Source organism: Sediminibacterium soli, from assembly GCF_009939225.1.
Lineage (GTDB): Bacteria > Bacteroidota > Bacteroidia > Chitinophagales > Chitinophagaceae > Sediminibacterium > Sediminibacterium soli.
Genome location: NZ_JAACJR010000008.1, coordinates 758,418 through 784,676 on the forward strand (window position 1 = coordinate 758,418; position 26,259 = coordinate 784,676).

27 protein-coding genes are annotated in these 26,259 nt (G+C 50.9%); 10 read left to right on the forward strand and 17 right to left on the reverse strand.

What is annotated here, in order from left to right; translation table 11 throughout:
- Nucleotides 1-6 precede the first annotated feature (6 nt).
- Complete coding sequence (locus tag GWC94_RS10440; protein WP_161834973.1) at nucleotides 7-1,425, reverse strand: glycogen synthase; 1,419 nt, start codon at nucleotides 1,423-1,425, stop codon at nucleotides 7-9.
- 127 nt (nucleotides 1,426-1,552) lie between these two features.
- Here GWC94_RS10440 and GWC94_RS10445 point away from each other — a divergent pair, with 127 nt between their 5' ends.
- Nucleotides 1,553-3,163 carry an MFS transporter gene (locus tag GWC94_RS10445; RefSeq protein ID WP_161834974.1) on the forward strand — a complete coding sequence of 537 codons (1,611 nt, stop codon included), beginning with the start codon at nucleotides 1,553-1,555 and terminating at the stop codon, nucleotides 3,161-3,163.
- 117 nt (nucleotides 3,164-3,280) lie between these two features.
- Nucleotides 3,281-4,258 (forward strand): ROK family protein, encoded by a 978-nt coding sequence (locus GWC94_RS10450; RefSeq protein WP_161834975.1) that lies wholly within the window; start codon nucleotides 3,281-3,283, stop codon nucleotides 4,256-4,258.
- Between the two features lie 85 nt (nucleotides 4,259-4,343).
- Here the strand turns inward: GWC94_RS10450 and GWC94_RS10455 are convergent, their stop codons facing one another.
- The 3 genes from GWC94_RS10455 to GWC94_RS10465 all read right to left on the reverse strand — a co-directional run bounded on the left by GWC94_RS10455 (nucleotide 4,344) and on the right by GWC94_RS10465 (nucleotide 7,220).
- On the reverse strand, nucleotides 4,344-5,282 hold the full coding sequence (locus tag GWC94_RS10455) for a phosphodiester glycosidase family protein (RefSeq protein ID WP_161834976.1): 939 nt from the start codon (nucleotides 5,280-5,282) through the stop codon (nucleotides 4,344-4,346).
- Between the two features lie 70 nt (nucleotides 5,283-5,352).
- Nucleotides 5,353-6,285, reverse strand: a complete 933-nt coding sequence (gene lipA / locus GWC94_RS10460; RefSeq protein WP_161834977.1) for a lipoyl synthase — start codon at nucleotides 6,283-6,285, stop codon at nucleotides 5,353-5,355.
- A gap of 110 nt (nucleotides 6,286-6,395) precedes the next feature.
- Nucleotides 6,396-7,220 (reverse strand): hypothetical protein, encoded by an 825-nt coding sequence (locus GWC94_RS10465; RefSeq protein WP_161834978.1) that lies wholly within the window; start codon nucleotides 7,218-7,220, stop codon nucleotides 6,396-6,398.
- Nucleotides 7,221-7,264: 44 nt separating this feature from the next.
- Here GWC94_RS10465 and GWC94_RS10470 point away from each other — a divergent pair, with 44 nt between their 5' ends.
- Nucleotides 7,265-7,669: an OsmC family protein gene (locus GWC94_RS10470; protein WP_161834979.1), complete on the forward strand. Its 405-nt coding sequence runs from the start codon at nucleotides 7,265-7,267 to the stop codon at nucleotides 7,667-7,669.
- 54 nt (nucleotides 7,670-7,723) lie between these two features.
- On the opposite strand, the gene GWC94_RS10475 is transcribed toward GWC94_RS10470, so the two are convergent.
- From GWC94_RS10475 to GWC94_RS10485, 3 genes are all read right to left on the reverse strand, one after another.
- Complete coding sequence (locus tag GWC94_RS10475; protein ID WP_161834980.1) at nucleotides 7,724-9,001, reverse strand: DUF2851 family protein; 1,278 nt, start codon at nucleotides 8,999-9,001, stop codon at nucleotides 7,724-7,726.
- 104 nt (nucleotides 9,002-9,105) lie between these two features.
- The gene (locus GWC94_RS10480) at nucleotides 9,106-9,693 is read right to left on the reverse strand and encodes a Maf family protein (protein WP_161834981.1); all 588 of its coding nucleotides are present in this window, start codon (nucleotides 9,691-9,693) and stop codon (nucleotides 9,106-9,108) included.
- A 22-nt stretch (nucleotides 9,694-9,715) separates the two neighbouring features.
- Entirely contained in the window at nucleotides 9,716-10,657 is a 942-nt protein-coding gene (locus GWC94_RS10485; RefSeq protein WP_161834982.1) for a geranylgeranylglycerol-phosphate geranylgeranyltransferase, read from the reverse strand.
- Nucleotides 10,658-10,945: 288 nt separating this feature from the next.
- On the opposite strand from GWC94_RS10485, the gene GWC94_RS10490 reads away from it, so the two are divergent.
- A complete protein-coding gene (locus tag GWC94_RS10490; RefSeq protein ID WP_161834983.1) occupies nucleotides 10,946-11,821 on the forward strand; it encodes a bestrophin family protein in 876 nt (291 codons plus the stop codon).
- A gap of 33 nt (nucleotides 11,822-11,854) precedes the next feature.
- Here the strand turns inward: GWC94_RS10490 and GWC94_RS10495 are convergent, their stop codons facing one another.
- From GWC94_RS10495 to GWC94_RS10510, 4 genes are all read right to left on the reverse strand, one after another.
- Nucleotides 11,855-12,370 (reverse strand): KdsC family phosphatase, encoded by a 516-nt coding sequence (locus GWC94_RS10495; protein ID WP_161834984.1) that lies wholly within the window; start codon nucleotides 12,368-12,370, stop codon nucleotides 11,855-11,857.
- Nucleotides 12,371-12,470: 100 nt separating this feature from the next.
- Nucleotides 12,471-12,710, reverse strand: a complete 240-nt coding sequence (gene iscX / locus GWC94_RS10500; protein WP_202628724.1) for a Fe-S cluster assembly protein IscX — start codon at nucleotides 12,708-12,710, stop codon at nucleotides 12,471-12,473.
- A 30-nt stretch (nucleotides 12,711-12,740) separates the two neighbouring features.
- Entirely contained in the window at nucleotides 12,741-13,076 is a 336-nt protein-coding gene (locus tag GWC94_RS10505) for a 2Fe-2S iron-sulfur cluster-binding protein (protein WP_161834985.1), read from the reverse strand.
- Nucleotides 13,077-13,180: 104 nt separating this feature from the next.
- The gene (locus tag GWC94_RS10510) at nucleotides 13,181-13,951 is read right to left on the reverse strand and encodes a Rossmann-like and DUF2520 domain-containing protein (RefSeq protein WP_161834986.1); all 771 of its coding nucleotides are present in this window, start codon (nucleotides 13,949-13,951) and stop codon (nucleotides 13,181-13,183) included.
- An 11-nt stretch (nucleotides 13,952-13,962) separates the two neighbouring features.
- On the opposite strand from GWC94_RS10510, the gene GWC94_RS10515 reads away from it, so the two are divergent.
- The gene (locus GWC94_RS10515) at nucleotides 13,963-14,832 is read left to right on the forward strand and encodes an alpha/beta hydrolase (RefSeq protein WP_161834987.1); all 870 of its coding nucleotides are present in this window, start codon (nucleotides 13,963-13,965) and stop codon (nucleotides 14,830-14,832) included.
- Nucleotides 14,833-14,906: 74 nt separating this feature from the next.
- On the opposite strand, the gene GWC94_RS10520 is transcribed toward GWC94_RS10515, so the two are convergent.
- A complete protein-coding gene (locus GWC94_RS10520) occupies nucleotides 14,907-15,356 on the reverse strand; it encodes a hypothetical protein (protein WP_161834988.1) in 450 nt (149 codons plus the stop codon).
- On the reverse strand, nucleotides 15,298-15,555 hold the full coding sequence (locus tag GWC94_RS10525) for a hypothetical protein (protein WP_161834989.1): 258 nt from the start codon (nucleotides 15,553-15,555) through the stop codon (nucleotides 15,298-15,300). Before GWC94_RS10525 ends, GWC94_RS10520 begins: the two co-directional genes overlap by 59 nt.
- Before the next feature lie 21 nt (nucleotides 15,556-15,576).
- Here GWC94_RS10525 and topA point away from each other — a divergent pair, with 21 nt between their 5' ends.
- On the forward strand, nucleotides 15,577-18,189 hold the full coding sequence (gene topA / locus GWC94_RS10530) for a type I DNA topoisomerase (RefSeq protein ID WP_161834990.1): 2,613 nt from the start codon (nucleotides 15,577-15,579) through the stop codon (nucleotides 18,187-18,189).
- Between the two features lie 32 nt (nucleotides 18,190-18,221).
- Here the strand turns inward: topA and GWC94_RS10535 are convergent, their stop codons facing one another.
- Nucleotides 18,222-19,301 (reverse strand): fatty acid desaturase family protein, encoded by a 1,080-nt coding sequence (locus GWC94_RS10535; RefSeq protein WP_161834991.1) that lies wholly within the window; start codon nucleotides 19,299-19,301, stop codon nucleotides 18,222-18,224.
- A gap of 185 nt (nucleotides 19,302-19,486) precedes the next feature.
- Here GWC94_RS10535 and GWC94_RS10540 point away from each other — a divergent pair, with 185 nt between their 5' ends.
- On the forward strand, nucleotides 19,487-20,356 hold the full coding sequence (locus tag GWC94_RS10540; protein WP_161834992.1) for a transglutaminase family protein: 870 nt from the start codon (nucleotides 19,487-19,489) through the stop codon (nucleotides 20,354-20,356).
- 81 nt (nucleotides 20,357-20,437) lie between these two features.
- Here the strand turns inward: GWC94_RS10540 and GWC94_RS10545 are convergent, their stop codons facing one another.
- A complete protein-coding gene (locus GWC94_RS10545) occupies nucleotides 20,438-20,848 on the reverse strand; it encodes an OsmC family protein (RefSeq protein ID WP_161834993.1) in 411 nt (136 codons plus the stop codon).
- 37 nt (nucleotides 20,849-20,885) lie between these two features.
- On the opposite strand from GWC94_RS10545, the gene GWC94_RS10550 reads away from it, so the two are divergent.
- From GWC94_RS10550 to GWC94_RS10560, 3 genes are all read left to right on the forward strand, one after another.
- Nucleotides 20,886-21,215, forward strand: a complete 330-nt coding sequence (locus GWC94_RS10550) for a tRNA-binding protein (RefSeq protein WP_161834994.1) — start codon at nucleotides 20,886-20,888, stop codon at nucleotides 21,213-21,215.
- Nucleotides 21,216-21,306: 91 nt separating this feature from the next.
- Nucleotides 21,307-21,804 (forward strand): methylated-DNA--[protein]-cysteine S-methyltransferase, encoded by a 498-nt coding sequence (locus GWC94_RS10555; RefSeq protein ID WP_161834995.1) that lies wholly within the window; start codon nucleotides 21,307-21,309, stop codon nucleotides 21,802-21,804.
- Between the two features lie 85 nt (nucleotides 21,805-21,889).
- Nucleotides 21,890-23,917 (forward strand): T9SS type B sorting domain-containing protein, encoded by a 2,028-nt coding sequence (locus GWC94_RS10560; protein WP_161834996.1) that lies wholly within the window; start codon nucleotides 21,890-21,892, stop codon nucleotides 23,915-23,917.
- 105 nt (nucleotides 23,918-24,022) lie between these two features.
- Here the strand turns inward: GWC94_RS10560 and GWC94_RS10565 are convergent, their stop codons facing one another.
- Nucleotides 24,023-24,532, reverse strand: coding sequence for a cytidine deaminase (locus tag GWC94_RS10565; protein WP_394367113.1), 510 nt, complete (start codon nucleotides 24,530-24,532; stop codon nucleotides 24,023-24,025).
- A gap of 112 nt (nucleotides 24,533-24,644) precedes the next feature.
- On the reverse strand, nucleotides 24,645-26,162 hold the full coding sequence (lepB, locus tag GWC94_RS10570; protein WP_161834998.1) for a signal peptidase I: 1,518 nt from the start codon (nucleotides 26,160-26,162) through the stop codon (nucleotides 24,645-24,647).
- Nucleotides 26,163-26,259 lie beyond the last annotated feature (97 nt).

Genomic DNA, 26,259 nt, shown 5'->3' on the forward strand with positions numbered 1-26,259 from the left:
CACCCGCTATTCCAGGCAGGCGCTGTATACCGCCTGGTAGGCCTCCATCGCACTTTCCCAGCTGTGATCGATCTGCATCATGCGTGTGCGCATGGCTTTCATCTGCTGCGCGTCGCTGTAAACCGCTGTGCCGCGATGGATGGAATAACCGATATCTTCCACGCTGGCATTGTTGAAACGGATACCAAACCCATCCGCATCACCCATATCCGTTACCGTATCCTGCAGGCCGCCCGTGCTTCTTACCACGGGCACGGTGCCGTAACGCATGGCATACATCTGGTTCAGTCCGCAGGGCTCTACCCTGCTGGGCATGAGCAGGAAATCGGCTCCTGCATACATCAGGTGACTCAGGGTTTCATCGTATCCTATCACCGCGTTGAAAATGCCTTCGTATTCGTGCTTCATCTGCTGGAAAGCCCATTCCACATTGGTTTCTCCGCTGCCCAGCACCAGGAAGCTGGCCGATCCCTGCGAGTAAAAGATCGATGTGCGTATGGCATCGGGCAATACGTCTGCGGCTTTTTCTCCCACAAGCCTTCCGATAAACACGAACAGCGGCTTTTTACTGTCGAAGCCAAACCTGCGGCAGAGTTCTTCTTTGTTTTTTTGCTTCCCCGCCGTTACATCTTTTACCGAAAAATGGTGCACCAGGTATTTATCGGTAGCGGGATCCCACACTTCGTTGTCGATACCGTTCAGTATGCCTACGCATTTTCCCTGTTCGTATTCAAACAGTTTTTCCAGCCCGTTGGCGTTTGAACGCAGTTCGGCCAGGTAGCTCCAGCTTACGGTGGTTACTTTGGAAGCACATTTTACGGCCGATGCCAGCGGGTTGATCATATCGGCCCAGTCGAGCATGCCTCTTTTCCAGAGATCCCAGCGGGGTATATAACGGCTTTTGTCCCAGCCCATCCATCCCTGGTACTGTCCGTTGTGAATGGTAACCACGGTGGGTACGTTGCGCAGCCTGCCAAAATCGTAACAGTACTGCATCATAAAAGGCAGCAGCCCGGTATGGTGGTCGTGGCAGTGAACGATATCCGGCTGGTGTTCCCAGTGATTCATCCAGTTCAGCACGGCTATCTGGAAGGCCGTGAACCGCTCGGCATCGTCATCGTACCCGTATATCTTCTGCCTGTCGAGCAAGCCGTTGATATCCACCAGAAACAGATCAAAACCAAGTTTGTTATTGCTTTCCTTGATGATCGTAAAATCGAAGAACCAGTTGCCCAGGTTGGCCTGTCCCTTAAAATCCACGGTCCATTCGCTCTCGTAGAGGAATTTGGTCCGGTACATAGGCATCACCACTTTGGCGATATGTCCGGCCTGGCACTGGTACTTGGGTAAAGCGCCTACCACATCGCCCAATCCGCCCGCTTTGGCCACAGGGTAACATTCCGCGCTTACATGAATGATCTCCATGCTGAAAATTGACTTGATTGACTTGAAGTTAGGAATAAAAACGTTCCCTCAAATTCCGGTCTGAAAATTTTTCCTTCCTTAAATTCTCGTTATTTTACACCCCATACCTAAAACCTAAAAGCTTGCTATGAGCCAAACCAAACAACCTACCAATACCGGTGCGCTTGCCACGCTGGTTATGGTGTTCTTTTTCTGGGGATTTATCGCTGCCTCCAACAGCATTTTTATCCCCTTCTGTAAAACGCATTTCAACCTCAACCAGTTCCAGTCGCAGCTGATCGGCTCTGCATTTTATGGCGCGTATTTTATCGGTTCGCTGGTTCTGTTCATCTTTTCTAACCTGCTGGGGTATGATATACTGAACAAAATCGGGTACAAACGGGGCATCATCTACGGTTTGCTGATCTCGGTGGTTGGCGCATTGCTGATCATTCCTTCGGCCAATGCCAACTCGTTCCCTGCGATCCTTGCCTCTTTCTTTGTGGTGGCGTTGGGTTTTTCGCTGCAGCAGACCGCTGCCCAGCCTTTTGCCATCCTGCTGGGCGATCCGGCCACCGGTTCACACAGACTCAACCTTGGCGGAAGTGTTAACTCGCTGGGTACCACGCTGGGACCGTTGATCGTAAGTTATTTTCTTTTCGGAAGCGCAGATGCGAAAGATGTGGTGGTTACCGTTACCAATATCAATTCGCTGTACCTGATCGTGGCCGGTGTTTTTCTTGCGGTGGCCATCTTTTTTGCCCTGTCGAAGAAACTGCCCAGCGGCAAAAACTCCGAAGCCTTCGAAAAAGCCAATAAAGCGGCTTCTTCCCTGCTGATGATGACACTGCTGATCGGCGCCATCATTGTGGTGGGTCAGTTAACCAATGTAGATAAGCTGTACCTGCTGGGACTGAGTGTGATCTCCGTTATTGCCATCCTCTTCATTTCCAATAAAAAAGCAACCAGCAACCCCAGCGGATGGGGCGCCATGCAATACCAGCAGCTGGTATACGGCATGCTGGGCATTTTTCTGTATGTGGGTGTGGAAGTGACCATCGACAACAATTTCGGCGCATTGCTGAAGACGCCGGGATACCTTACAGAAACCGGGCTTGATGAAAGCAAGATATCCCAATACATTTCGCTGTACTGGGGAAGCCTGATGATCGGCCGCTGGACGGGCGCCATCAGCGTATTCAATTTACAGGGCGCGATGAAGAAGATCATGATGATCGTTGTTCCTTTTATCGCTTTTGCGGTGATACTGGGTGTTAACCGCCTGAAAGGAAACGATGTTTCCGACCTGTATACCTATGCGGTTGCCATTCTTGTAGCGGTGGCTGCTATGTTCTATGGACAGGAAAAACCGGTAAAGACCCTGGTAACGGTATCCGTACTGGCCTCGATCGCCATGCTGATCGGCGTATCCACCAGCGGCATTGTTTCGGTGTACGCGTTTATGTCTGGCGGACTGTTTTGCTCGGTGATGTGGCCCTGTATCTTTGCGCTGGGTGTGGGCGGACTGGGTAAATACACCAGTCAGGGCTCTGCATTCCTGATCATGATGATCCTTGGCGGTGCGGTGATACCCCCTATGCAGGGCGCTATCGGCGATTATCCCGCAATCGGTATGCACCGCTCTTACCTGGTGGCTGCGCTTTGTTTTGCCTGCCTGGCCCTGCTGGCTGTAAAACTGAAAAGCGTACTGAAATCACAGGGACTGGATTATGATGCGCAGGTAGGCGGGGGACATTAAAGAGCATAGGGATAAATGGCTGCCTGGCGATATGCTGTATGGCTCGCTTAACAGTGTTGCCAGGCAGCCATTTGATCCTTTGACGATATAACCATTGACCATTTAATTTTTTTAAAAATGCCCGAAGCAAAAACAAGCCTGGAACAACTGGCCGTAGGTATTGATATTGGCGGTACCGGCACCAAATTCGGTATCGTGGACCGGCTGGGTAACCTGCTTTTTTCGCGTGAGATGTCTACACGCGGTCACGATGAGATCGAAGGGTTTATCGATGAACTGTATAATAACCTGGCGCCGCTGATAGAGCAGGCGGGCGGTACGGGCAGAATAAAAGGCATTGGCGTGGGTGCGCCCAACGGTAATTACTATACCGGTACGGTGGAATACGCGCCTAACCTTCCCTGGAAAGGCATTCTGCCGCTGGCCAAAATGATGGAAGCCAAATTCAAATTACCCGTGGTGCTTACCAACGATGCCAATGCCGCCGCTATCGGCGAAATGATGTACGGCGCGGCACAGGGTATGAAAGACTTTATCATGATAACCCTCGGAACCGGTGTGGGCAGCGGTATCGTTGCCAATGGCAAGCTGATTTACGGACATGATGGTTTTGCCGGAGAACTGGGACATACCATCATTATCCCCGACGGCCGTTTGCACGAGGGCACGGGTAAAAAAGGTTCGCTGGAAAGCTATGCCTCCGCCACCGGTGTACGGCTTACGGCGCTTGAATTGATGGAAGCCAGCAAAGCACCGAGCGCCTTGCGCGATGTGCCAAAAGACAAACTCGATTCAAAAAAAGTATACGAAGCCGCCAGGGAAGGCGATGAACTTGCCAAAGAGATCTTCGAATACACCGGGAAGATACTGGGTCTGGCTTTGGCCAATTTCGTGATGTTCTCCAGTCCCGAAGCCATTGTATTGTTTGGCGGACTCACCAAAGCCGGCGAACTGATCCTTCGCCCCACCCGCGAGCATATGGAAGCCAACCTGATACAGGTGTTCCAGAACAAGGTAAAGATCCTGGTCAGCCATCTCAAAGAATCCGATGCCGCCATATTAGGAGCGAGTGCATTGGTATGGGAACTGAAGTAGGATTTTGGAATTGGGGAATTGGGAAATTTTGAAACTGCGTTCTTACCCTTCAATTTCAAAATTTCCCAATTCCCCAATTCCAAAATTATCTCACGATCAACACCGCAGGCACCGCTCGCTGTCCTTCCCTGTCACTTGGCGTAATGGTTTGTTTGCCGTTGATGAGCAGGCAACTGCTGCCGCCGCCATCCAGGTTCATCGCTTCATGACAGCCGAGCTGCTGTAACATGTTGGCGTCCTGTGTAAGTGTGGCCCCTTCGGCCCTGTTGGGAAATCGGCCTTCGATCACAAGAAAGATCAACTGGTTGTTTTTCGTGTAGCCGATCGCTGTACGGGGGTGTTTGTCGTCGATCGCTTTGCCGGTGAATTTGAGTTCTTCGTTATTGGTGATGTGTACCTGCCCATCCTGCAGCAATACGGGTCCGCCACCGGTAGCTGTTCGCATTTTCCATTTTCTGAAATCAGCTTTCGCAAGCATTGCTTTCTTCGTATGCTGCCGGACCGAGTCCCTGAAACTGGCCACCGGCGACTGGCTTGCATAGGGATATTTCGAGGAAGAATCGGTGTACAGCCAGGCAATATCCGCACGGCCTTTTTTATCGATCCCGATAGCGCTGCCAAAAACATGGCGATATGTTAAGGTATCTTTCCCCCTGCCGGCAATACTGTGTACCTGGTAGGCAGCCATCCTTCCGTCTTTTACCACCGTATTCAGGTTGCTGTTGTGTACAAACTCAAAAAAGGTGCAGTTCATCACCAGCAATGGCTTTCCTTCCTGTTCAAAATACTGTGTGGGTGTATACCGTTTCCCGTTGCCTGCCTGCGTGGTGACGGTTCTCTGTTTATCGGTAAGATCGATGCTTACGTAATAGGCGATATTGGGTTTTCCGTCTGTAAGGTCATCCGTCCGGAATACATGCACGGAAGCCGGCAGGGGTTGAAAAGCAGTGTCTACATTTTTCCAGTTCCACTGGCCCGATGCCGACAGCGAAAAAAAGCAGGTAAGCAGTAACAGGTATTTCATAACAGTGATTAAAAATAAAACCGCAGGTTCCGGATATGGAACCTGCGGCGAAAATAATGACTCAATATGATCAAACTGTTGCGAGTTGTTTTTCGGTTTCCCATTTGTTTCGGCCGTACCCGGGTATCACATGTTTTTCGCTGTGATAGGATGACCGTACAAGCGGGCCGCTTTCCACATAATCAAATCCCAGGCGGTACCCGATCTCGCGCAGCTCGGCAAATTCATCGGGATGAACAAAACGCTGTACAGGCAGGTGTTTCTTTGTGGGCTGCAGGTACTGGCCAAGCGTGATCACATCGGTGCCCACGCCTACCAGGTCTTCCATGGTCTGGATGATCTCTTCCTTTGTTTCGCCGATGCCGAGCATGATCCCGGTTTTGGTACGCATGCCGCCTTCTTTCAGCATCCGCAGTACATCGAGGCTGCGGCGGTATTTGGCCTGCACGCGCACTTCTTTTGTCATGCGCTCGCAGGTTTCCATGTTATGGCTCACCACCTCGGGCGCAGCTTCAATGATACGCTGTACCTGTTCGGCAATGCCCCTGAAATCGGGGATCAGCGTTTCGAGCGTTGTGCCGGGATTCAGGTTTTTTACCGCTTTGATGGTATTATACCAGATAATGGATCCCCCGTCTTTCAGTTCATCGCGGTCAACACTGGTAAGTACGGCGTGCTTCACCTTCATCAGGTGGATCGCTTCGGCCACGCGCTGCGGCTCGTCCCAGTCAACCGCTTCCGGACGCCCGGTGGCCACTGCGCAAAACCGGCAGCTGCGGGTGCAGATATTGCCCAGGATCATAAAAGTGGCCGTTCCCTCGCCCCAGCATTCGCCCATATTGGGACAATTGCCGCTTTCGCAAATGGTATGGAGTTTATGGGTGTCTACCAGCCCGCGCACATGTTTGTAGCTTTCGCCAATGGGAAGTTTTACACGAAGCCAGTCGGGCTTTTTGACCTTACTCTCGGGGGATGCTTTCGCAACGACAGGTAATTCTTGCATCTGTTACAGTTAATACGGGAACGGCTGGTCCGTTCCGATGGGCAAAATTAACTGATTTCGGGCAGGAAACCCGTTTCGCGGACAGGCAGCGGGGCCAACGGGCCGCGCAATTATTTCCGTCTTCCGAAAGTGAGGGCCACGTAGGCGTTGAAGAAGAATTTTTTCTCCTTGTTCAGCAGGAGGATGGGCATGCTCTGGGTATAATACTCGGCATTCAGACCCACTTCGAGCGCGGATATCAGTTCATTGAACCGGCCATAGTCAAACCTGAGCGCCGTACGGGCATGGATACCGGGTACGATTTTCATTTCGCCCAGTCCCTTGGTCAGACCGCCGCGGCCCAGAATAATGCTTGGGTCAAGAAACAGGCTGTCGTTGTTATTGTATTTGATCTGTTCCCTTTTGCCCGTGGTGGGATTATCGATCTCGATATAATACGGTTTCAGCAAACCGAGCGAAAGACCGCCGCCATAGATCGCGGAGACAGCCACACCGTTCTTGTTTCCTTTTCCGCCGATCAGGGTCTGCCTGCCGATACCGCCTTTGAGGTAATAGAAATTATTTCTTTTGCCGTAGATATAACTGGAAATGATCAGGAAGCCCGATGAAGCGCTGAGGGTAGGCACTTTTTCTTCTTTGGGATGTTTTCTTTCGCCGAACTCGAGCCACCAGAGATTGGTATTGGTGATGGTTTTGTATTTGCCGTGCTCGTAAAACATGCCCCAGCCATCCGTATTGAATTTAAAACCAAATGCACCCTGTTTCTGGTAAATCAAAGCTCCCTCTTCCTCCTGTTTGATCAACTGGTTGATCCGCTCTCTCCGCTCCGCTCTTTTAAGCTGTTTTGGATCCGGCGTTGCCGATTTAACGGGTTGCTGCGCAAAAACACCAGCTGCAGGACAAGCCATCAAAACGATAATAAATAGCTTCTTCACTTCCATTTGATTTGATACATGTAAATTTATGGCAAATTGAACCAATGACTTCACAAATTATTTATAAAGGCGAACTGCGTACAGTTGCCACCCATATACAGAGCGGCACTGCCATTGAAACCGATGCCCCCACTGACAACCAGGGCAAGGGCGAGCGTTTTTCTCCCACTGATCTTGTTGCCGCAGCGCTGGGCACCTGTATGATCACCACCATGGGCATTAAAGCCAGGACAATGAATATCGATCTTACCGGTACCACCCTCGATGTTACCAAGGTGATGGTAAGCGATCCCCGCCGCATCGGAAAGATCATCGTGCATATGTTCTTCCCCAAAGGGCTGGCCATCGACGAAAAACAAAAAGAGATCCTTGAAAAAACCGCCCGCACCTGCCCGGTTGAACGCACCCTCCATCCCGATGTGGAACTGGATATGCAGTTTAACTGGTAAGGACCGCAATGGTAAAGTGAACAGCTGATCATTCACGATCCACCGCCCCGCCTATTACCAGACATCATTTTTCAATATTCTGTTGCCTACGGCGCAGTCGAGACAACGCCTGTTGCTGCAATAATGGTTGGTTAATTCAATAAAGGCCTGCGAGTCAAGTGCGGAACTATGATCTATGCCGGCCTGTTGCCAGCCTTTTGTCAGCGGGTTCTTTTCGGGCGAAAGCCGGTAGAGAAAATGAACGGCCCGCTCCGTAAAACCGTGGTCCTGTTGATAGGATCCATAGGCAAACAGCAGGGGCGCCACCGTATTGATGATGATGTTCTCTGCCATTTGTCTGCCCAGCTGTTTGGGATGAAAAGCGGTTTCTTCGTCAAAACGGTAATGGTAATGCCAGTAATCGTTGGCGGTTACCATAAACAGGTTTCTCAGTGCATCGATATCTCCCGTATTTTTTATTTCCTGGAACAGGCCTTTTGTTTTAGTGAGCAGCATGGCCAGCTGGGCCAGGCGTATGGTTGGGAAAGCCGCGGGCCGCATACGCAGAAACGCAGGCTGTTTGCTTACAGGATGCAGGCTGTATTTTTTCTGCAGGAACCGGTATTCTTTCTGCAGCATGCATGCATAGGCATCTGTGTATTTACCCGACAACAGGTTGGCCTGCCCCAGCAACAGGGCCTCCAGCTGGAGCAGCTGTGTTCTGTGTTTGGCACAGACGGTAACAGGAATGCTCTGTGCCACCAGTTCGAACAGGGTGCTGTTTATTTTCAGACCGAAATTTGCGGCGAGCATACGCCAGCAGACTTCTTCCCAATGGTACTGGGTTTGCCTGAGAACCGTATGCATCTGTGCCGCTTTCCGCGACAGCCGTTCCGCCACCAGGCGTTCTTTCCATGCACGCCAGGCGAGGGCAGATAACACAGGCAGAAAAGAATGGCAGGGCACACGGGCCAGCGTCTGCATCATCTGCCGGTAACGTTCAAGCAACAGTTTGGGTACGCGTGGTTCCAGTACAACGGTGGCAACCGGGTTACCGCGTTCATCGCAAAGCGGTCTGTCGTCTTCCCATACCACGTGCAGAATGATATTGCTGTAACGGGTATCGCCGGTATGCTGGTGCCTATGCCAGTCGGACGAGCGTATGTGCAATTCAATATTGCCTGCCCACCGGGTATTGCCGATACGGATGGATGCGGCGAGAAAATCCGGTCCCTGGTGACCGTTCCACTGACCGGGATGTTCAATATGCAGGCATTCAGCCTCCGTTGTCTGCAGGTCTTCCCTGTTATAATACTGGAATTGCCAGATGAACTGCAGCAGTTTTTCATTCATACCGGAGCTATTGGTCTGAAAAATTACTGCGCAGACAAAGCAAAAGTCCCGGCTGCAGGTAAGACCGCGGCAGCCGGCCTGTTTTTAGCAATAAAAAAGCGTAATTACTGGGTAATAGTACGCAATGCCTGCACTACCCTGCTTACGGGTAATCCCATTACATTGTAAAAATCGCCCTGTACGGATTTGATGCCAACCACGCCGATCCATTCCTGTATGGCATAGGCGCCGGCTTTGTCGTAGGGCTCGTATTTGTCAACATAAAACACGATCTGTTCCTCGCTGAGCGGATGAAACGCCACTTCGGTGGTGTCTGAAAAACTAAGTTCGCCTCCCATATGCAGGATGCTGACACCTGTGATCACTTTATGGTTACGAGCCGATAATGCGGTAAGCGTGCTGATGGCTTCGGCGCGGTTGGCAGGTTTGCCTATAACGCGGTTGTCAAGTACCACAATGGTATCAGCCGCAAGTATGGTGCGTTTTGCCAACTGGCCGTGATAGGCTTCCTGCACGTGCCCGAATACCGCTTTTGCCTTGTTATAAGCAATATGCCTGGCTATGTCGGGAAAATCGAGACCGGGAGGATAGGACTCGTCGGTATTTTTTACGATTACGTCGAAAGGTATTTCCGCCCATTCGAGCAGCATTTTTCTGCGGGGCGACTGGGAGGCCAGAATAATATCCTGCATATGATGATCCGGTTCGTTTAGGTCAGGAATAATACATGCCGAAGAACACCATCGAAAGTATGCCGGTAAGCATTACCATCTTCACGGCGCTGCTTAACCGGTGAAACGCCTCGGGTGTTTGTGCCTTGAACAGCCTGGCCAGTATCCACACCAGCGGCGCTACGATGAACAGCATGCAATACAGGGCACTGTGCCACCAGCCAAAAGGCAATACATACAATTGCAGAATGGTCAATGCCGCCACCAGCACAATGATCCATACCGCCACAAATACCTTGCTGGCATTCAGTCCCCATACAATGGGCATGGTGCGGCAGTTGTATTTCCTGTCGCCTTCCATATCTTCCATATCCTTGATCACTTCGCGGATCAGTGATATTACAAACGCAAAACAGGTATAAACCACGGTGAGCCGGAAGAAACGTATTTCGTCCTGATCGGCGCGCAGAAACTCGCGCACATCAAACGGGTATTTTGCCAGGAAAAGGATACCGATCACCCAGGCGGTCATCAGCGAGATAATGATATTGCCGATCAGCAGCTGTTTTTTGAAATTGGTCGAATAAAACCAAAGCAGCACGATGCTGGCAATATTGGCCAGCACCAGGTGCCAGTACTGCGCTATCGGCAACGCCAGTACGGTGAAAAAAAGTCCCATCAGGCTCAGGAACATATGCCAGAAGATAACCCACCGGCGGTTGATCAGCACATTCACCACCACTTTATCGGGTTTATTGACCTGGTCGATGTTCAGGTCAAAATAATCGTTGATGATATACCCTGCCGCCGCAATCAGCAGCGAGGCAAGACAAAGAAAAACAAACTGCCTGTTTTCTCCTGCCGCGATCATACCGTGGGAGTAGGCTTTCCTAAAAATGCAGCATTCGAACAGCAGCTGCGTAAGCGCGATGAACACCAGGTTAGGCCACCTGACCAGTCTCAAAAATGCTGCGATCGTTTTCATGCTGAAGGCTGCAAGATAACCCAGGCAGGCGATTTATGAAAATAATGGATTAGGGATTAGCGGATGATGGACGGTATCATCTCTGCGTATCTCTGCACCTCCTGCGTCTCTGCGGTGAATGAGTGCCTTGTCATCACCGCAGGAGAAGCGAGTTTCGCAGAGGGTAAGCCTTTATTTCGAAGTTATCACCTGATTTTCGAAGTACCCGATAATCCAATCCGCCAATCCATCATCCGCCAATCCGTAATCCGCTAATCCCCATCCCCCGAACTTTGTTATTTTTAACCCATGATCAGCTATAACCCGAAAGTATGGCTCAATATTTTCCGCTTTCATAAGGCGGACACTTTTCGCCAGCTGCTGCCGCTGATGCTGGCTATCGGTTTGTTCTCCTGGGGTATTGTATACCTGGAGCAGGAATACCTGCAGTTATCAGCCAACAGCTATGCCAAAAATCTCACCACCATGCACAGCCTGCTGGGATTTGCCATTTCCATGCTGCTGGTATTCCGCACCAATACCGCTTACGACCGCTGGTGGGAAGGCAGGAAGTCATGGGGAGCGCTGGTTAACAACAGCCGCAATCTTTCGATCAAACTCAACAGCATACTGCATGCCGACGACGAAAAGAACAGGAGCTTTTTCCGTAAATGCATTTCGCTGTTCGGCTTCGAGCTGAAGGATCACCTGCAGAACGAACGCACAAGACTGGCGCTCGACTCAACGCCGCACCCGGAGATACCTGATTTTGACACCAAAAAACATATCCCCAACCAGGTGGCGGGACTGCTGATGAATAAGATAAACCTGCTTTACCGCGACCAGGCAATCACCGGTTACCAGCTGCTGATGCTGAATGCGGAACTGCAGTCCTTTCTCGATATCTGCGGCGCCTGTGAGCGGATCAAGAATACGCCGATCCCTTTTTCGTACAGCGCCTTTATCAAAAAATTCATTTTCTTTTACGTGATCACCCTGCCGATCGGTTTTGCACTTACGCTGGGGTATTTTACGATACCGGTGGTGATCTTTGTATTTTACGTGCTGGCAAGCCTGGAACTGATCGCGGAAGAAATTGAAGACCCGTTCGGAAAAGACGATAACGATCTTCCCATGCAGCGTATGTGCGAAAACATAAGAAAGAATGTGTACGAGATACTGTGAAGAAATGCTTCGGTAGCTTATGCTGCAGGCAGCCTACTGCGCTTTCACGGAAGTGTCTTCCGACCAGTCGCCCCGCAGTTTCATCACTTTTTCAATCACATCGCGGGCGCAGCCTTTGCCACCGGCGAGATGGGATATGTAAATGGAAAGCTGTTTTATTTCCTGTACCGCATCCTGCGGGCAGCAGGGTAAGCCGGCAAGCTGCATAACACCATGGTCGGGAATATCATCTCCCATATACAACACCTGCTCCTTACCGATCGCGTGCTGTTGCAGGTAGCGGGAGAGTATACCGGCTTTGTCGCTGGTCTGCATCCACACTTCCCGCACGCCCAGTTTTTCCAGCCTGTCTTTTACTTCGGGCGAATGGCCGCCCGAGATCACCAGCACCCTGTATCCTTTTTTCACGGCCAGCTGCAGGGCATAGCCATCCCTGATGTTCATACTGCGCGCCATTACGCCACCGGGCAATACCAGCAACGTGCCATCTGTCAGCACGCCGTCCACATCAAAGACAAACGTGGTAATATGTTTGAAACGGTCGAGCATACAATGGCCGATTGGTTGATTGTTGAAAGCGAATGACTGACGGTTTTCCGTTGATTGATCCGTTCACAAACCCAGAACCCGCCGGTTATTCAACTCGCTGCTATTTCTGGTTATCCCTCCACTCGTACACCCAGGCGCTCTGGATCATTTCGAGGTGCCCTTCGTTGCTTTGTTCACGGGTGCCGGCAAAATGAGGTATCTGAAGCACCCATTCGAGCAGGTCGGTAAAACGGATCCGGTAGATTTTTCCTTCGTTGAATTCATCGCCAAAACGCTCATAGAGTTTCATCGCAATATCTTCATGGTCGTTCCAGTGAATGGGCGGCTCATAGTGGCTCATAATAGTCGGGTTGAAGTTGGAAGTTGTTGCTTATTCACCAAGAAATTGCGTCTGGTCGGGTAAGGTAATGGCGACTTCGCCGCTTCCCGGCTGCAGTACGCACTGGCAGCCCAGTCTTGAATTGATACGCGGATTTACGGCACGGTCAATAAAATCCTCCTCTTTATCGCTCAGTTCCTCCAGGTGATCCATGCCTTTATCGATGTATATATGACAGGTACTGCAGGCGCAAACGGCTCCGCAATTATGGTGAAGTTCAATATCGTTATCCAGGCAAACCTCGAGCAGACTCTGGTCGGGCTGTATATTGGTCAGTGTCACTTCCTCCAGTCCCTTCTGTTCAAACTTGATCTTGATCGAATACATAACGCGTCTTTGGCCCGCAAAAATAATTTAGGAATACCGATTTCCTGTTCGAGTTGAGAAAAAACTTACCGTTTCGGGTAAAATAGATGGTTCCCGGGGCCAAATCAGCGCTCATAACCGTTTTTCAGCAAAAGACTACGGGTGATTTCCCGGTATAATCGATCCAGCTGCGGGTAATCCCGCAGCAAAGCCTCATGCTTGCCGATCGTCTTCCTGTCGCCCCGGAAAGCCGGTCCCGCCTGCAACCGGGCCGGTGGCAGCTGCCGCAGGGCTTTGGCGGTTTCTTCGATGATCGGGTAAAAAACGCTGAAATCGATGCCTTCCCCCGCACAATACTCCGCCGCCAGCTGGTACAGGTGATTGGGGAAATTGGCCGTAACCGATGCCAGCATATGCATTTTTTCACGCCTGCCATCGTCGGCAACAGCGATACTGTCGGAGAAATTACCGGCAAAATCCCTGATCCTGTCTATTACCGCGGCGGTATTGCCATCGATGATAACCGAAACAGGACCGAGTTCCTGCATCGATCTCCTGATCATCTTCATCGGCCAGATGACGCCGTAATGCGAACTGGCACCCGCAAGCACCTCCCTGCTCACAGAACCCGCGGTATGTACCAGCAACCTGTCTCCCAGTGAAAGCTGCGCCGCCACCCCGGGCAGTGCATCGTCGGTAACGCACAATATATATATGTCTGCTTCCCGTTCTATATCGCCGATAGCCGATACGGCCTGCGCCTGCAGTTCGCCGGCAAGGCTGTGTGCATGCGTGGCGGTGCGGCTGTATACCTGGCGAATGGTGTGGCCCCCGGCGGCAAGCATCCGTCCAAAAACTGTAGCCACATTACCCGAACCTATGATCGTAACCTGCATATCTTTGGTTGATGAAGTTGAAACTAGCGCAGCGGTTGCTGGTCAGCTATTATATCACGCAATTTAAAGCACTGGCGCTGGTTTCTCCGCGCCGGGCAGCCGAAAAAGCATTCGATCTTTTCTGCACACCGCTGCCCGTCAAAAAACACAAAAAGCCACCCGCCGCCTTTGAAACAGCCACACGAACGCTGTTCCGGTTTGAAGGAATGGCCATCCGCGGCTACCAGTGGGTGCCGGCCCATGCCAATGGAAAAAAAGTGATGGTGCTGCACGGGTTCAGCAGCCAGGTGTTCAAGTTCGACAAATATGTGCAGCCGCTGCTGAAAGCAGGATTTGAAGTATATATGTTCGATGCGCCGGCACACGGCTTCAGCGAGGGTAAACGCATTACGGCCGTACTGTACAAGAAAATATTGCTCGAGGCCGACAGACAGTTCGGTCCGTTCTACGCCATGATCGGTCATTCACTGGGCGCATTGGCTGCCTCGCTTGCATTTGAGGAAATAGCGGAACCGGAACAGCGAAAACTGGTGCTGATTGCACCCGCAACGGAAACGGAAACCGCCATCGCCAATTTCTTTCGGGTGATTAAAGTAGACCCGGCCGTAAAAGAGCATTTCCGGGCGCTGATACGCGAGGTAGGCGGAAAGGATATCGATTATTTCTCTGTAAACAGGGCGGTGCGACATATCCCCTCCGCCATATTATGGGTGCACGACCGGCACGATTCCATCTGCCCCATTAAAGACATTCAACCCACCCTGCAGGCCAGTCCGGCGCATATTCGGTTTCAGCTCACAGAACACCTGGGACACAACCGAATCTACAAAGACGCGGGTGTGATCCGGGATGTGGTGTCTTTCCTGGAGAAGGGAAGCTGAATGGTAAAAAGCTGACTGGCCGGTCAACAGAGATGCTTGTTTCGGCAAACCAGCTTTTCACCCATTCGCCTCTGCTAAAATCTTGCACTGATGTTCACCGACACACCGGGCCGGGTTACGATCACCGGGCGGTAGCGTTCTTCGTATACGGGCACAGCCCTGTAATAGCGGCGGTAGTGTGCGCGGTTATCGCGCCAGATATCGTCGTCGTCTTCGCGGTAAACGATGTAGCTGGGCTGGTTATATACCACTACCGATGGCGGCAATATGGATGCATTGATCCAGACGCCATTGCGCGGGTACCAGTACCTGTGCGATACCGGGCTGAAATACACATTGGCGGAAGGATAGTAATAATAGCCCCCGCGCTTCCATCCCTTATCGTCCCGGTCATCGTCCCTGTCTTCTCTCCATTCCTTGGCACGTTTGCCCCAGGCTTTTGCATGCGGCGGTTGCGCTTTTACCTCATTCGTTACCACGCCGGCTGCAAAAAGCAGCATCCCTATCACGGTTATCTTTTTCATAACGATTGTTTTTGATTCCTGCTTCACCAAAGGCGAACATCATGCCAGAAATGATTGAAAATGGGGCAATTTTTTTTAACATTTTTTGCGAATTGCGGGTTTCAGTTAATATTGCAGCGGGACCGGCGCCCGGTTTTCCGTTTTTTCGAGGCGCTTGGCAGCGGCGAAAAACATAGTTGAACCTCAGCAAAACCTGCACTGGCAGCGGATTTCAGGCGATATGGCAAAGAATTTACTGATAGTAGAGTCACCGGCAAAAGCCAAGACCATTGAAAAGATCCTTGGAAAAGATTTCGAGGTAAGGAGCAGTTACGGCCATATCCGCGACCTGGAAAAGGACGATATGGGCATTGACCTGAACAACCAGTACCAGCCGCGGTACAAGGTGCCCGAGGACAAGGAACGCGTGGTTCGCGAACTGAAACAGATGGCTAAAAAAGCCCAAGAAGTGTGGCTGGCATCGGATGAGGACCGCGAAGGGGAAAGCATCAGCTGGCATTTAGCCGAAGTGCTGGGTCTTGATCCCCAAAAAACCAAACGCATTGTTTTTCACGAGATCACCGCTCCCGCCATCAGGAAAGCCGTGGAAACGCCGCGCCGCATCAATATGGACCTGGTAAATGCGCAGCAGGCAAGACGGGTGCTCGACAGGCTTGTGGGTTTTGAACTGAGCCCGGTGTTATGGCGCAAGATCGGCATGCAGCGCAGCCTCAGCGCCGGCAGGGTGCAGAGCGTGGCGGTAAGACTGATTGTTGAAAGAGAAAGGGAGATCAATAATTTTATTGCCGAAAGCTCCTATAAAATAGACGCTTTTTTTACCGCACCCGACAGCAACGGGAAACAGGTTGGTTTCAAAGCCGAAGGTCCGGCGCGAATGTCTGCCCTCACCGACGCACAGGCATTTCTCGAAAGCTGCAGGAACGCCGTATACACCATTTCGGATGTGCAGGTAAAACCCACCAAACGCACGCCGGCGGCGCCTTTCACCACGTCTACCCTGCAGCAGGAAGCTTCGCGTAAAATGGGGTACAGTGTAAGCCGCACCATGTTACTGGCGCAGAAACTGTATGAAAGCGGTAAGATCACCTATATGCGTACCGACAGCGTGAACCTGAGCGATACCGCCATGGGGGATATACAGAAACAGGTGAACAAGGCCTACGGCGAAGAATATTACCAGCCGCGTAAATACAAGAACAAGAACGAAAATGCACAGGAGGCCCACGAAGCCATCCGCCCTACCTATATGAGCAATACCACGGTAGAGGACCCCGATGCGAAAAAATTATACGAACTGATCTGGAAGCGCACCATCGCTTCGCAGATGAGCGATGCGGAATTTGAAAAAACAACCGCAAAGATCGATATCAGCACCAACCGCGAGCATGTGACCGCCACAGGCGAAGTGATGAAGTTCGAAGGTTTCCTGAAAGCGTACAGGGAGGGCAGGGACGATGAAGACGAAGACAACAACGAAGACATACTGCCACCGCTTGCCGTAGGACAGGAACTCGGGTTCAAAGAAATGACGGCTACCGAAAAATTCAGTCGCCCGGCGCCAAGGTATACCGAGGCATCCCTGGTAAAAAAACTGGAGGAACTGGGTATCGGCCGCCCTTCGACCTATGCGCCTACCATTTCAACGATCATCAAAAGGAATTATGTTGAGAAGCGCGATAAGGACGGCGTAAAAAGGGAAGTGAACCTGCTGCGTCTGTCGAAAGACCAGAAACTGCACAAAGAAATTTTCCAGGAAAATACCGGCGCCGAAAAAAGCAAACTGTTCCCGACCGATCTCGGCCTGGTGGTAACCGATTTTCTGAAGCAGTATTTTGAGCGGGTGATGGATTTCAGTTTCACCGCGCGTATCGAAGAGGAATTTGACGAGATCGCGGAAGGAAAACTGAAATGGAATACGATGATCGACGGTTTCTACAAACCGTTCCACGAAACCATTGAACACACGCTCGAAAATGCAGAACGCGCCAAGGGAGAGCGCGAGCTGGGCATGGACCCCGAATCGGGCAAACGCGTTATTGCCCGCATGGGCCGTTATGGCCCGATGGTACAGATAGGCGATACCGCCAACGAGGAGGAAAAACCGCGTTTTGCCAAACTCAATCCTTCCCAGAGCATCGAAACCATTTCTCTCGAAGAAGCAATGCAGCTGTTTGCCCTGCCGCGTACGCTCGGCGAATACGAGGGGCAGGAAGTGGCCGTAAACGTGGGAAGATTCGGTCCTTATGTAAAATTCGGGGAACAGTTTATTTCCATACCGCGTGGCGAAGACCTGCATGAGATGGAACTGGACCGCGCCGTTGAACTGATCACCGAAAAGCAACAGGCCGATGCGCCCATCGCCATGTACCAGAACCTGCCCGTAACCAAGGGCAAGGGAAGGTTCGGGCCGTTCATTAAATGGAACGATATGTTCATCAACATACCGCGTGCCTACAATTTTGATGCGCTGAGCGAGAGTGATATCAACGAACTGATCGAAAAGAAGATCAGTAAGGAAGCCAACCGCTTTATCCGCCAGTGGCCCGAAGAAAAGATATCTGTCGAAAACGGCAGGTGGGGCGCCTTTATCCGTTTCAATAAGAAAATGCTCAAACTCGGCCGTAAGGCGGACAATGCAAAATACACCGCCGAGGAACTGGCCGAAATAGACCTGGAAGAGATCAAAAAGATGATCGAAGAACAGGTGCCCAATGCATTCGCCAGGAAACTGAAAACAGCGGCCAAGAAAAGCGCTGCGCCTAAAAAGACCGCTGCGAAGAAAACTGCAGCGGCAAAATCAAAACCCAAAAGTCAAAAGTCAAAAAAAGCGTAGGCCCATACCTCTCGCTTTTTTGCCTGTCTTTTTTAATCGTTCCTTCCCATTTGTTTCAGGAACCGCAGATGTGCACCCACTGCCTGGCGCATGGTGGGGTACTCCACGTACTGTAACTGGTGCTCCAGGCACACCGCTTTTACGATGGCGCTGATGGCGGGATAGTGTACATGCGATATTTTGGGGAACAGGTGGTGTTCTATCTGGAAATTCAACCCGCCTACCAGCCAGCTTACCAGCTTGTTGCGGGTGGCAAAATTGGCCGTGGTCTTGATCTGGTGCGCCGCAAATTCATCCGGCAGCTTATTGGTGTCGATATCGGCAACGGGGAACTCGGTATGCTCTACCGTATGGGCCAGCTGAAAAACGATACTCAGCACAAACCCGGCCACCACGCCCATCGTAAGAAAACCGATCATCCAGTCTAACCAGCCAACCGCGGCTATGGGGATCACGATAAAAACAAGCGCATGGTACACTTTCACGCTCCAGAATTCAAAATGGTCTTTGAACGCCATTTTCTTTAAAGGAACGCTTCCGATGCGGCGGGAGAAATATTTGTTATAATCTGCAAAGAATATCCAGAATACATACAGCAGCATGTACAGCACCCAGAAATAAACATGCTGAAAACGGTGCACTTTGTAATGTTTCTGTGTGGGCGCCATACGCATAAGGAAACCCACTTCAATATCGTCGTCTACCCCGTCTACATTGGTGAAGCTGTGATGGATCATGTTGTGTTTCATGTTCCACATGAAATGATTGGCGCCCAGCAGGCTGATGGAAGAGGCCGCCAGCCTGTTCACCCATTTGTACTTGCTGAAACTGCCATGGCTGCCATCGTGCATCACATTAAAGCCGATGCCGGCCACCAGTCCGCCCAAAACCATACACTCCAGGAGCGCAAAATACCATACCGGTGTCCAGAATATCAGGTGTACATACACAAACACCAGGGCTATCACCATAATGATCGCCTTTGTGAACAGTTTGGGTGTACCGGTGGTTTTGATGCCCTTCTGTTCAAAATATTCATGCACCCTTTTCTTGAGATCGGTATGCAATGAGCGATTTACGGAAGGAAACTTGGGTATTGAGAGTTGTGACATGCCTGTTAGAGTTGGCCGCAAAAATAACCGTTTCGCGCTTACGCTCCTTGTTAAAGATGGGCAGAACGTACGATCCGGGGAATTTATTATTTGCCCCATATACCACATTTCCACACAGGTGGAATAACTTACCTGTTATCAATACATAAATTTTATTTTAGTTTGATATGTAATTCGCAGTCCCCATGCAGGAAACCAAAGAGATCAATGCCCTGTTTACACTGATAGACGACCCCGACGAAGAGGTATATTCATCGGTTTCTGAGAAGATACTGGGGTATGGAACGAATATCATCCCCAATCTCGAGCATCTCTGGGAAACCACCCCTAACGAGGATGTGCAGGAGCGGATCGAGATGATTATCCATAATCTGCATTTTACCGATCTCACCGCCGATATCATCGAATGGCGGAACGGAGCCTACCATGACCTGCTGTTTGGCGCGCTGCTGGTGGGCAAATTCCAGTACCCCGATCTGCACACCACGCCTGTTTTGCAGGAAATAGAAAAGATACGCCGCAATATCTGGCTCGAGCTGAACAGCTTTCTCACACCGCTGGAGCAGGCCAATGTATTGTCCAATATCATTTACCAGTATTACAAACTGAAAGGCGCCGAACTCAATTACGGCCAGCCGGATGAGTTCTTTCTGCACAAAGTGCTGGAAAGCAAAAAAGGAAATGCCATCACCAACGGTATCATTTACCAGGTAATGTGCGACCAGCTGGAGATCAATGCCCGCATCATCAATGTGCCCAGGCAATGCATCATCGCCTTCTATCATTCGGATTATGATCCGGCCACTTACCAGGGGCATCCGCAGGAAAAGATCCATTTTTATGTGGATGCTTCCACGGGACAGGCATTCTCACATAAAGACCTGGAGAATTATTTTAAAAGGATCTGTGTACCGCCCGTACCCTCGTTCTACAAACCCCTGGCCCATACCAGGGTTATCCAGTTCCTGATAGAAGAAACGGCCAAATGCTTTACCACACCGGAGAACAGCTACAAACAAAATGAGCTGATGGAACTGGCGGGGCTGCTGGATTAGGGGATTAAAAAGTAAAAAGTCAAAAGTCAAAAAGACAGCGCTTCTGTTTCTTTTGAATTTTGACTTTTTACTTTTTAATTACTAAGCCAGGCTGGCTTCCATTGTAATCTCCATGTTATACGCCTTGCTCACCGGGCAGTTGGCCTTGGCGTCGGCGGCGCATTCCTGGAATTTTTCGGGTGTGATGCCCTGCACCTGTGCTTTAACCGTCAGGTGAGAGCTGGTGATGGTTCCGTCTTCGAGGGAGATCACACAGGAGGTTTCGATCTGGTCGGGCGTAAAACCCGCGGCGCCGAGTACAAAACTCAGTTTCATGGTAAAACAGCCTGCATGGGCCGCTGCCATCAGTTCTTCGGGGTTGGTGCCCACACCTTCCGCAAAACGTGAATTGAAAGAATATTGTGTCTTATTGAGAACGGTGCTCTGGGTAGTGAGATGTCCATTACCTTCTTTTCCTGAACCATTCCAAACGGCTGTTGCTGTACGTTTCATAAGTATAAGTTTTTAGATTTGACAAAAATAAAGGAAGATGATCAATTGGGGTGATTTCGAAAAGATCGATATCCGCAGCGGAACGATAACGGAAGTTACCGATTTTCCGCAGGCGAGAAAACCCGCTTACCAGTTAACCATCGATTTTGGGCCGTTGGGCATCAAAAGGTCGTCGGCGCAGATCACGGGACATTACACAAAAGAAGCATTACTGGGCAAACAGGTGGTGGCGGTGGTCAACTTTCCTCCCAAACAGATCGCAAATTTTTTCAGCGAATGCCTGGTCCTGGGTGTGTACGATGGCGATAATCAGGTAATTTTATTAACGCCGGACAAGGCGGTGGAGAACGGGGGCAAGGTGGGATAAACGGATATATTGTTTAATTGTTATATTGTCAGATGACCGCTGTGTTCCATGCAAACAAGCCGGCCATATCACGTTTGACAACGCAACCAAAATGAGCGAGCTGCACTACACCTACTACGAAAGCCCTATCGGTCTGCTGAAGATCGGGGGTACGGACCACTATATCGGCGAGCTGAGTTTTGTGGACAATCCCGACCAGATTGCACATGGCGAGCCGGGTATCAGCGAGGTGATGCACCAGTGCACGGAACAGCTTATCGAATATTTTCACGGCTCCCGCCGCCGGTTTGAGCTGCCCATACACCAGCCGGGAACGGAGTTTCAGCTAAGGGTATGGGGCGAACTGCTGGGTATCGCCTACGGCAAAACGATCAGTTATATGGATCTTGCCAAAAAACTGGGCGACCCGAAAGTGATCCGCGCCGCAGCAAGTACCAACGGTAAAAACAATATTGCGATCATCGTTCCCTGTCACAGGGTCATAGGCAGCGACAGCTCGCTGGTGGGATATGCGGGCGGCAAATGGCGCAAGAAATGGCTGCTGCAGCACGAATTCAAGATTGCACACGGCGTGCAGACATTGTTTTAGCCCTCCCGATGCAACGTTTGTATCCCCAACCCTCTCTTTATAAAAAAAACGAGCCTGCCACAGGCCAATCTGATATTTTTGAGGGATGTTACGTACCGGAATCATCATATTAGTTTTGTTATCGGGCTGTCTGTCGGGGTTCTCACAGTGCACCACATTGGGACAAACACCGTATACTGCTTTTCCTGTTTGCGGAACAAAGGTTTTCAACCAGACATCGGTGCCGCTCTGTACCAATAACAGCGTGCCTACGCAATGCAACGATGGCGTACCCTATACCGATAAAAATCCTTACTGGTATAAGTTCACCTGTTACCAGTCGGGCACGCTGGGATTTGTGATAACGCCGCTTGCCGCAAACGAAGATTACGACTGGCAGCTGTTCGATATCACAGGCAGGAGCCCGGGCGATGTGTACACAGACAAATCACTGTACCTGTCGAGCAACTGGGCCGGCACCTATGGCGCTACAGGAACCGCACCCAGTGCAACGGTCGATTTTCAATGTTCGTCTGACCCCAGCGCCGGCAAACCCACTTTCAGTAAAATGCCCGCGTTGATCAAAGGCCATGAATACCTTTTGATGGTCAGTCATTTTACCAATACCCAAAGCGGCTACAACCTTGAGTTCCCCGCCGGTCCGCAGGGTGGAACGGCAAGTATCGTGAACCCCCTGACTCCGCAGTTAACCGCTTCGTACGGGGTCTGCGACGGCACCGAGGTAAAAGTGCTGATCAACAAAAAGATCAACTGCAACAGCATTGCCGCCGATGGAACCGATTTTACGATCAGCGGCCCCATACCCGTCAGCGTTGTTTCTGCCGCCGGTAACGGATGCGGCAACGGTTTTGATTCGGACACCATCGTACTGAAACTGTCAGCCAAACTGGTACTGGGCACCTATACGGTTGTTGCCAGAACGGGTTCCGATGGCAACACGCTTACGGATAACTGCGCGGCCAGCCTTGTTCCCGGCGATAAAGCCAGTTTTAATTTTGTGCCGGGTGTGCCCACGCCGATGGACAGCATCGGCCCGGTGGTATGCATCACGGATTCGCTGCGACTGGTTTTCCGTAAACCCATGCAGTGCAACAGTATTGCGCCCGATGGCAGCGATTTCAGCATCAGCGGTCCGGCACCGGTCGTTGTTAAGTCAGCAAACGGTATTTGCACCAACGGACTAACGAGTTCCATCATCATCCGGCTTATGCAGCCTATCCGCGTCAACGGCAATTTCACAATCACCCTGAAAACGGGTTCTGATGGCAATACGCTTCTGGATGACTGCGCCGAACAGACACCGGCAGGCGCAACGATCGTGTTTACCGCCAGGAACATCACCACGGCCGGCTTCAGCGGCACCGTTTCGACAGGTTGCAGATACGATACCCTTTCTCTTTCGCACGATGGAAACAACAACGCCAATAACTGGCAATGGATGATCGACGGCAATGCCTACAGCACCACGCAAAACACCACTTTCATTTCAAGGGTATTCGGCGATCATACGGTTTTCCTGAAGGTATCGAACGGATTTTGTGCAGACACCATGAGCCAGGTGTTCAACCTGCCGGATCAGACAGTTAAAGCGGCTTTTACCGCAACCGACACCCTTTGCCCAACAGACCCCATCCAGTTTACCGATCAAAGCAGCAGCAATGCCACCAGCTGGCGATGGAACTTCGGCAACGGCACCACCAGCACGGCACGTACGGTAACGCCGCAGTATTATCCGCAGAACGGCAGGCTTTCGCAGTACACGGCAAGTCTTGAAGTAAGCAATGCCTACCAGTGCACCGATATGGCTTTTAAGATCATCACCGTGCTGGGCAGTTGCTATATCGCAGTTCCCTCTGCATTTACACCTAACGGCGACGGGCTGAACGATTATCTCTATCCGTTGAATGCATTCAAGGCCGATAACATAGAATTCAGGGTATACAACCGGGCAGGGCAGGTTCTTTTTGAAAGCCGGCACTGGAGCGGCAAATGGGATGGACGTTTTAAAGGCAACCCCCAGCCCAGCGGCACCTATGTATGGACATTCAGTTATACCCTTCCTTCCACCAACGAAAGGGTGAATCTGAAAGGCACCAGTGTGCTGATCAGGTAATACGGGATTTGGCGTTGGAGTAACCATCTGATCTTCCGGAATGGTTTACCCGATCCCAATCGCCAATCGGCAATCTCAAAATCCAAAATTCAAAAATTCCCTCCCCTACCCCTTCTCCATATCCTCGCTCGAAAACCCGAACGGCAGTAAGAGCGTGGAGCCTGGTATGACGAATACCTTGCCCTTGATGCCTCCGAGTACCAGCCGGATGGGCTGACCAAGGTGTTTTTCGTATTCCACAAGGGTTTGCCGGCAGATGCCGCAGGGCGAGATGGGGCGGTCACTGTTTCCCTGCCCGCTGTCGTAACTGATGGCGATGGTTTCGATCGGTACATTGGGGTATACGGAAGAAGCGGCTGATAGCAGTACCCTTTCAGCACACAGTCCCACCGGGTAACTGGCATTCTCCTGGTTACTGCCGCAAAGCACTTTTCCATTGACTAATTTGGCCGCGGCGCCTACCTGAAACTGCGAATAAGGTGCATAGGCCGTATGCGTTGCCTGCTGGGCTTCCCGTAACAGTGCCGCATCTTCCTGAGACAGTTCGTCGATAGAATCGTATACGGAATATTCAAACTGGTATCGCTGCTGTTCCATACAAAACTGTTTAGACAAAAAGTCCCCAGCATTGCTGAGGACCCATTGAATGTCTAAGGTATTACTTTTTGGACTTTCTTTACACTAATCGGTTTAAGGAGTGGGCCGGTTTTACAAAACAGCCGGTAACTTACCTGATCCCGTTGAACAGGCGTTTCCATCTCGGTCCCTTGTTCCAGCTGAACCAGATCAGCGAAGCCTTGCCCACGATATGTGTTTCGGGAACAAAACCCCAGTAGCGGCTGTCCTGGCTGCGGTGACGGTTGTCGCCCATCATCCAGTAATAGCCGTATTTGGTGGTGTAGCTTGTTGCTTCCTTACCGTTAATGATGTATTTACCATTTGCTTCTTCCAGCGTATTGTGTTCGTAGGTGGTGATCAGCCGGCGATATATGGCGATGGTCTTTGCAGTAAGGGGCAGCACATCTCCTTTCTTGGGGATATACAGCGGACCGAAATCGTCGATGGTCCATGGGTAGTTTTCATCGTCCGCCGGAAATGTTGCGCCTTTCTGGTTCTCGGAATACGGCGTGATCGATTTCACATTCGGCAACGCTTTTACCTTGGCCGCTTCAGACGGTGTAAGGTTAAGTACATAGATACCGGGGCGACTGTTATCGGTGCGTACCTGGTCGCTGGGGTTTTCCAGGTCAACACCAAGCTCGTCCGTAAGGAAGTTTTCGTCAAAAGGCGTACCGTTGGTCTCTACCAGGAAATCGGTCTGCGAACCCGGCGGCAACATAGCCGGCTGGTTGTTCACGAACAAAGTACCGCCTTTTACCTGTATCATATCACCGCCAACGCCCACGCAGCGTTTGATGTAATTATCCGTTTTATCCATCGGGTGCACCAGGATGGGGTACTCGGCCGACTGTGCAAACAGCGCCTGCCTGTCGCCGTTAAAACGGTAGCGCAGCACCTCGTAATAGGTAACCGCACTGCCGTACTCGGGCAGGTTGATGATGGTGTCTCCCGCAGGGAAATTGAATACCACCACATCATTTCTTTTCACATCCGAAAAAGCGGGCAGTCGTTTATAGGGTAACTGCACCTGCCTGATATAGGAAGGAACTGTCTTCGAAAACGGCAGGGTATTGTGCACGAAGGGAAATGACAGCGGTGTTTGCGGTATACGCGCACCGTAGCTCATTTTGTTCACAAACAGGAAATCGTTCACCAGCAGCGTTTTTTCCATACTGCCGGTGGGTATCACGTACGCTTCAAAAATGAATGTGCGGATAATGGTGGCCGCCACGATCGCAAATACACCGGCATCGATCCATTCGCGGGATACAGGTTTGTGGTAGTGCTTCAGCACTTCATGCCCATACCATTTCTCTTTTTTCGAAAAACCCAGATACGGAAAATAAATAAACGGAAGGAATACCACCGCTGCATGATCGGGCACAGACACTTTTTTGAAATGCATCACAAAAATGATGGTGATCCAGATGGTGATAAACTGTCCTGCAACCGGTATAAACTGCAGCCAGAACCATACTTTTTTTATCTGGCATTTCTCAACGATCAGCCAGGTATTGTAGAAGGGAATAAAAGCTTTCCAGGGTTCGATGCCAGCCTTCTTAAACATGCCATACATACCCACATGCCAGCCGATCGTTCCAATGATAAATAAAATCAGACCCATAGGTTTTGGTATAAGTGTGGACAAAAATATCCTTTTCAACCACACCGGGCTGTTTTGTCGGCAAAAGTTTTCTTAAAAGGGGTGGGCGGTAACGCAA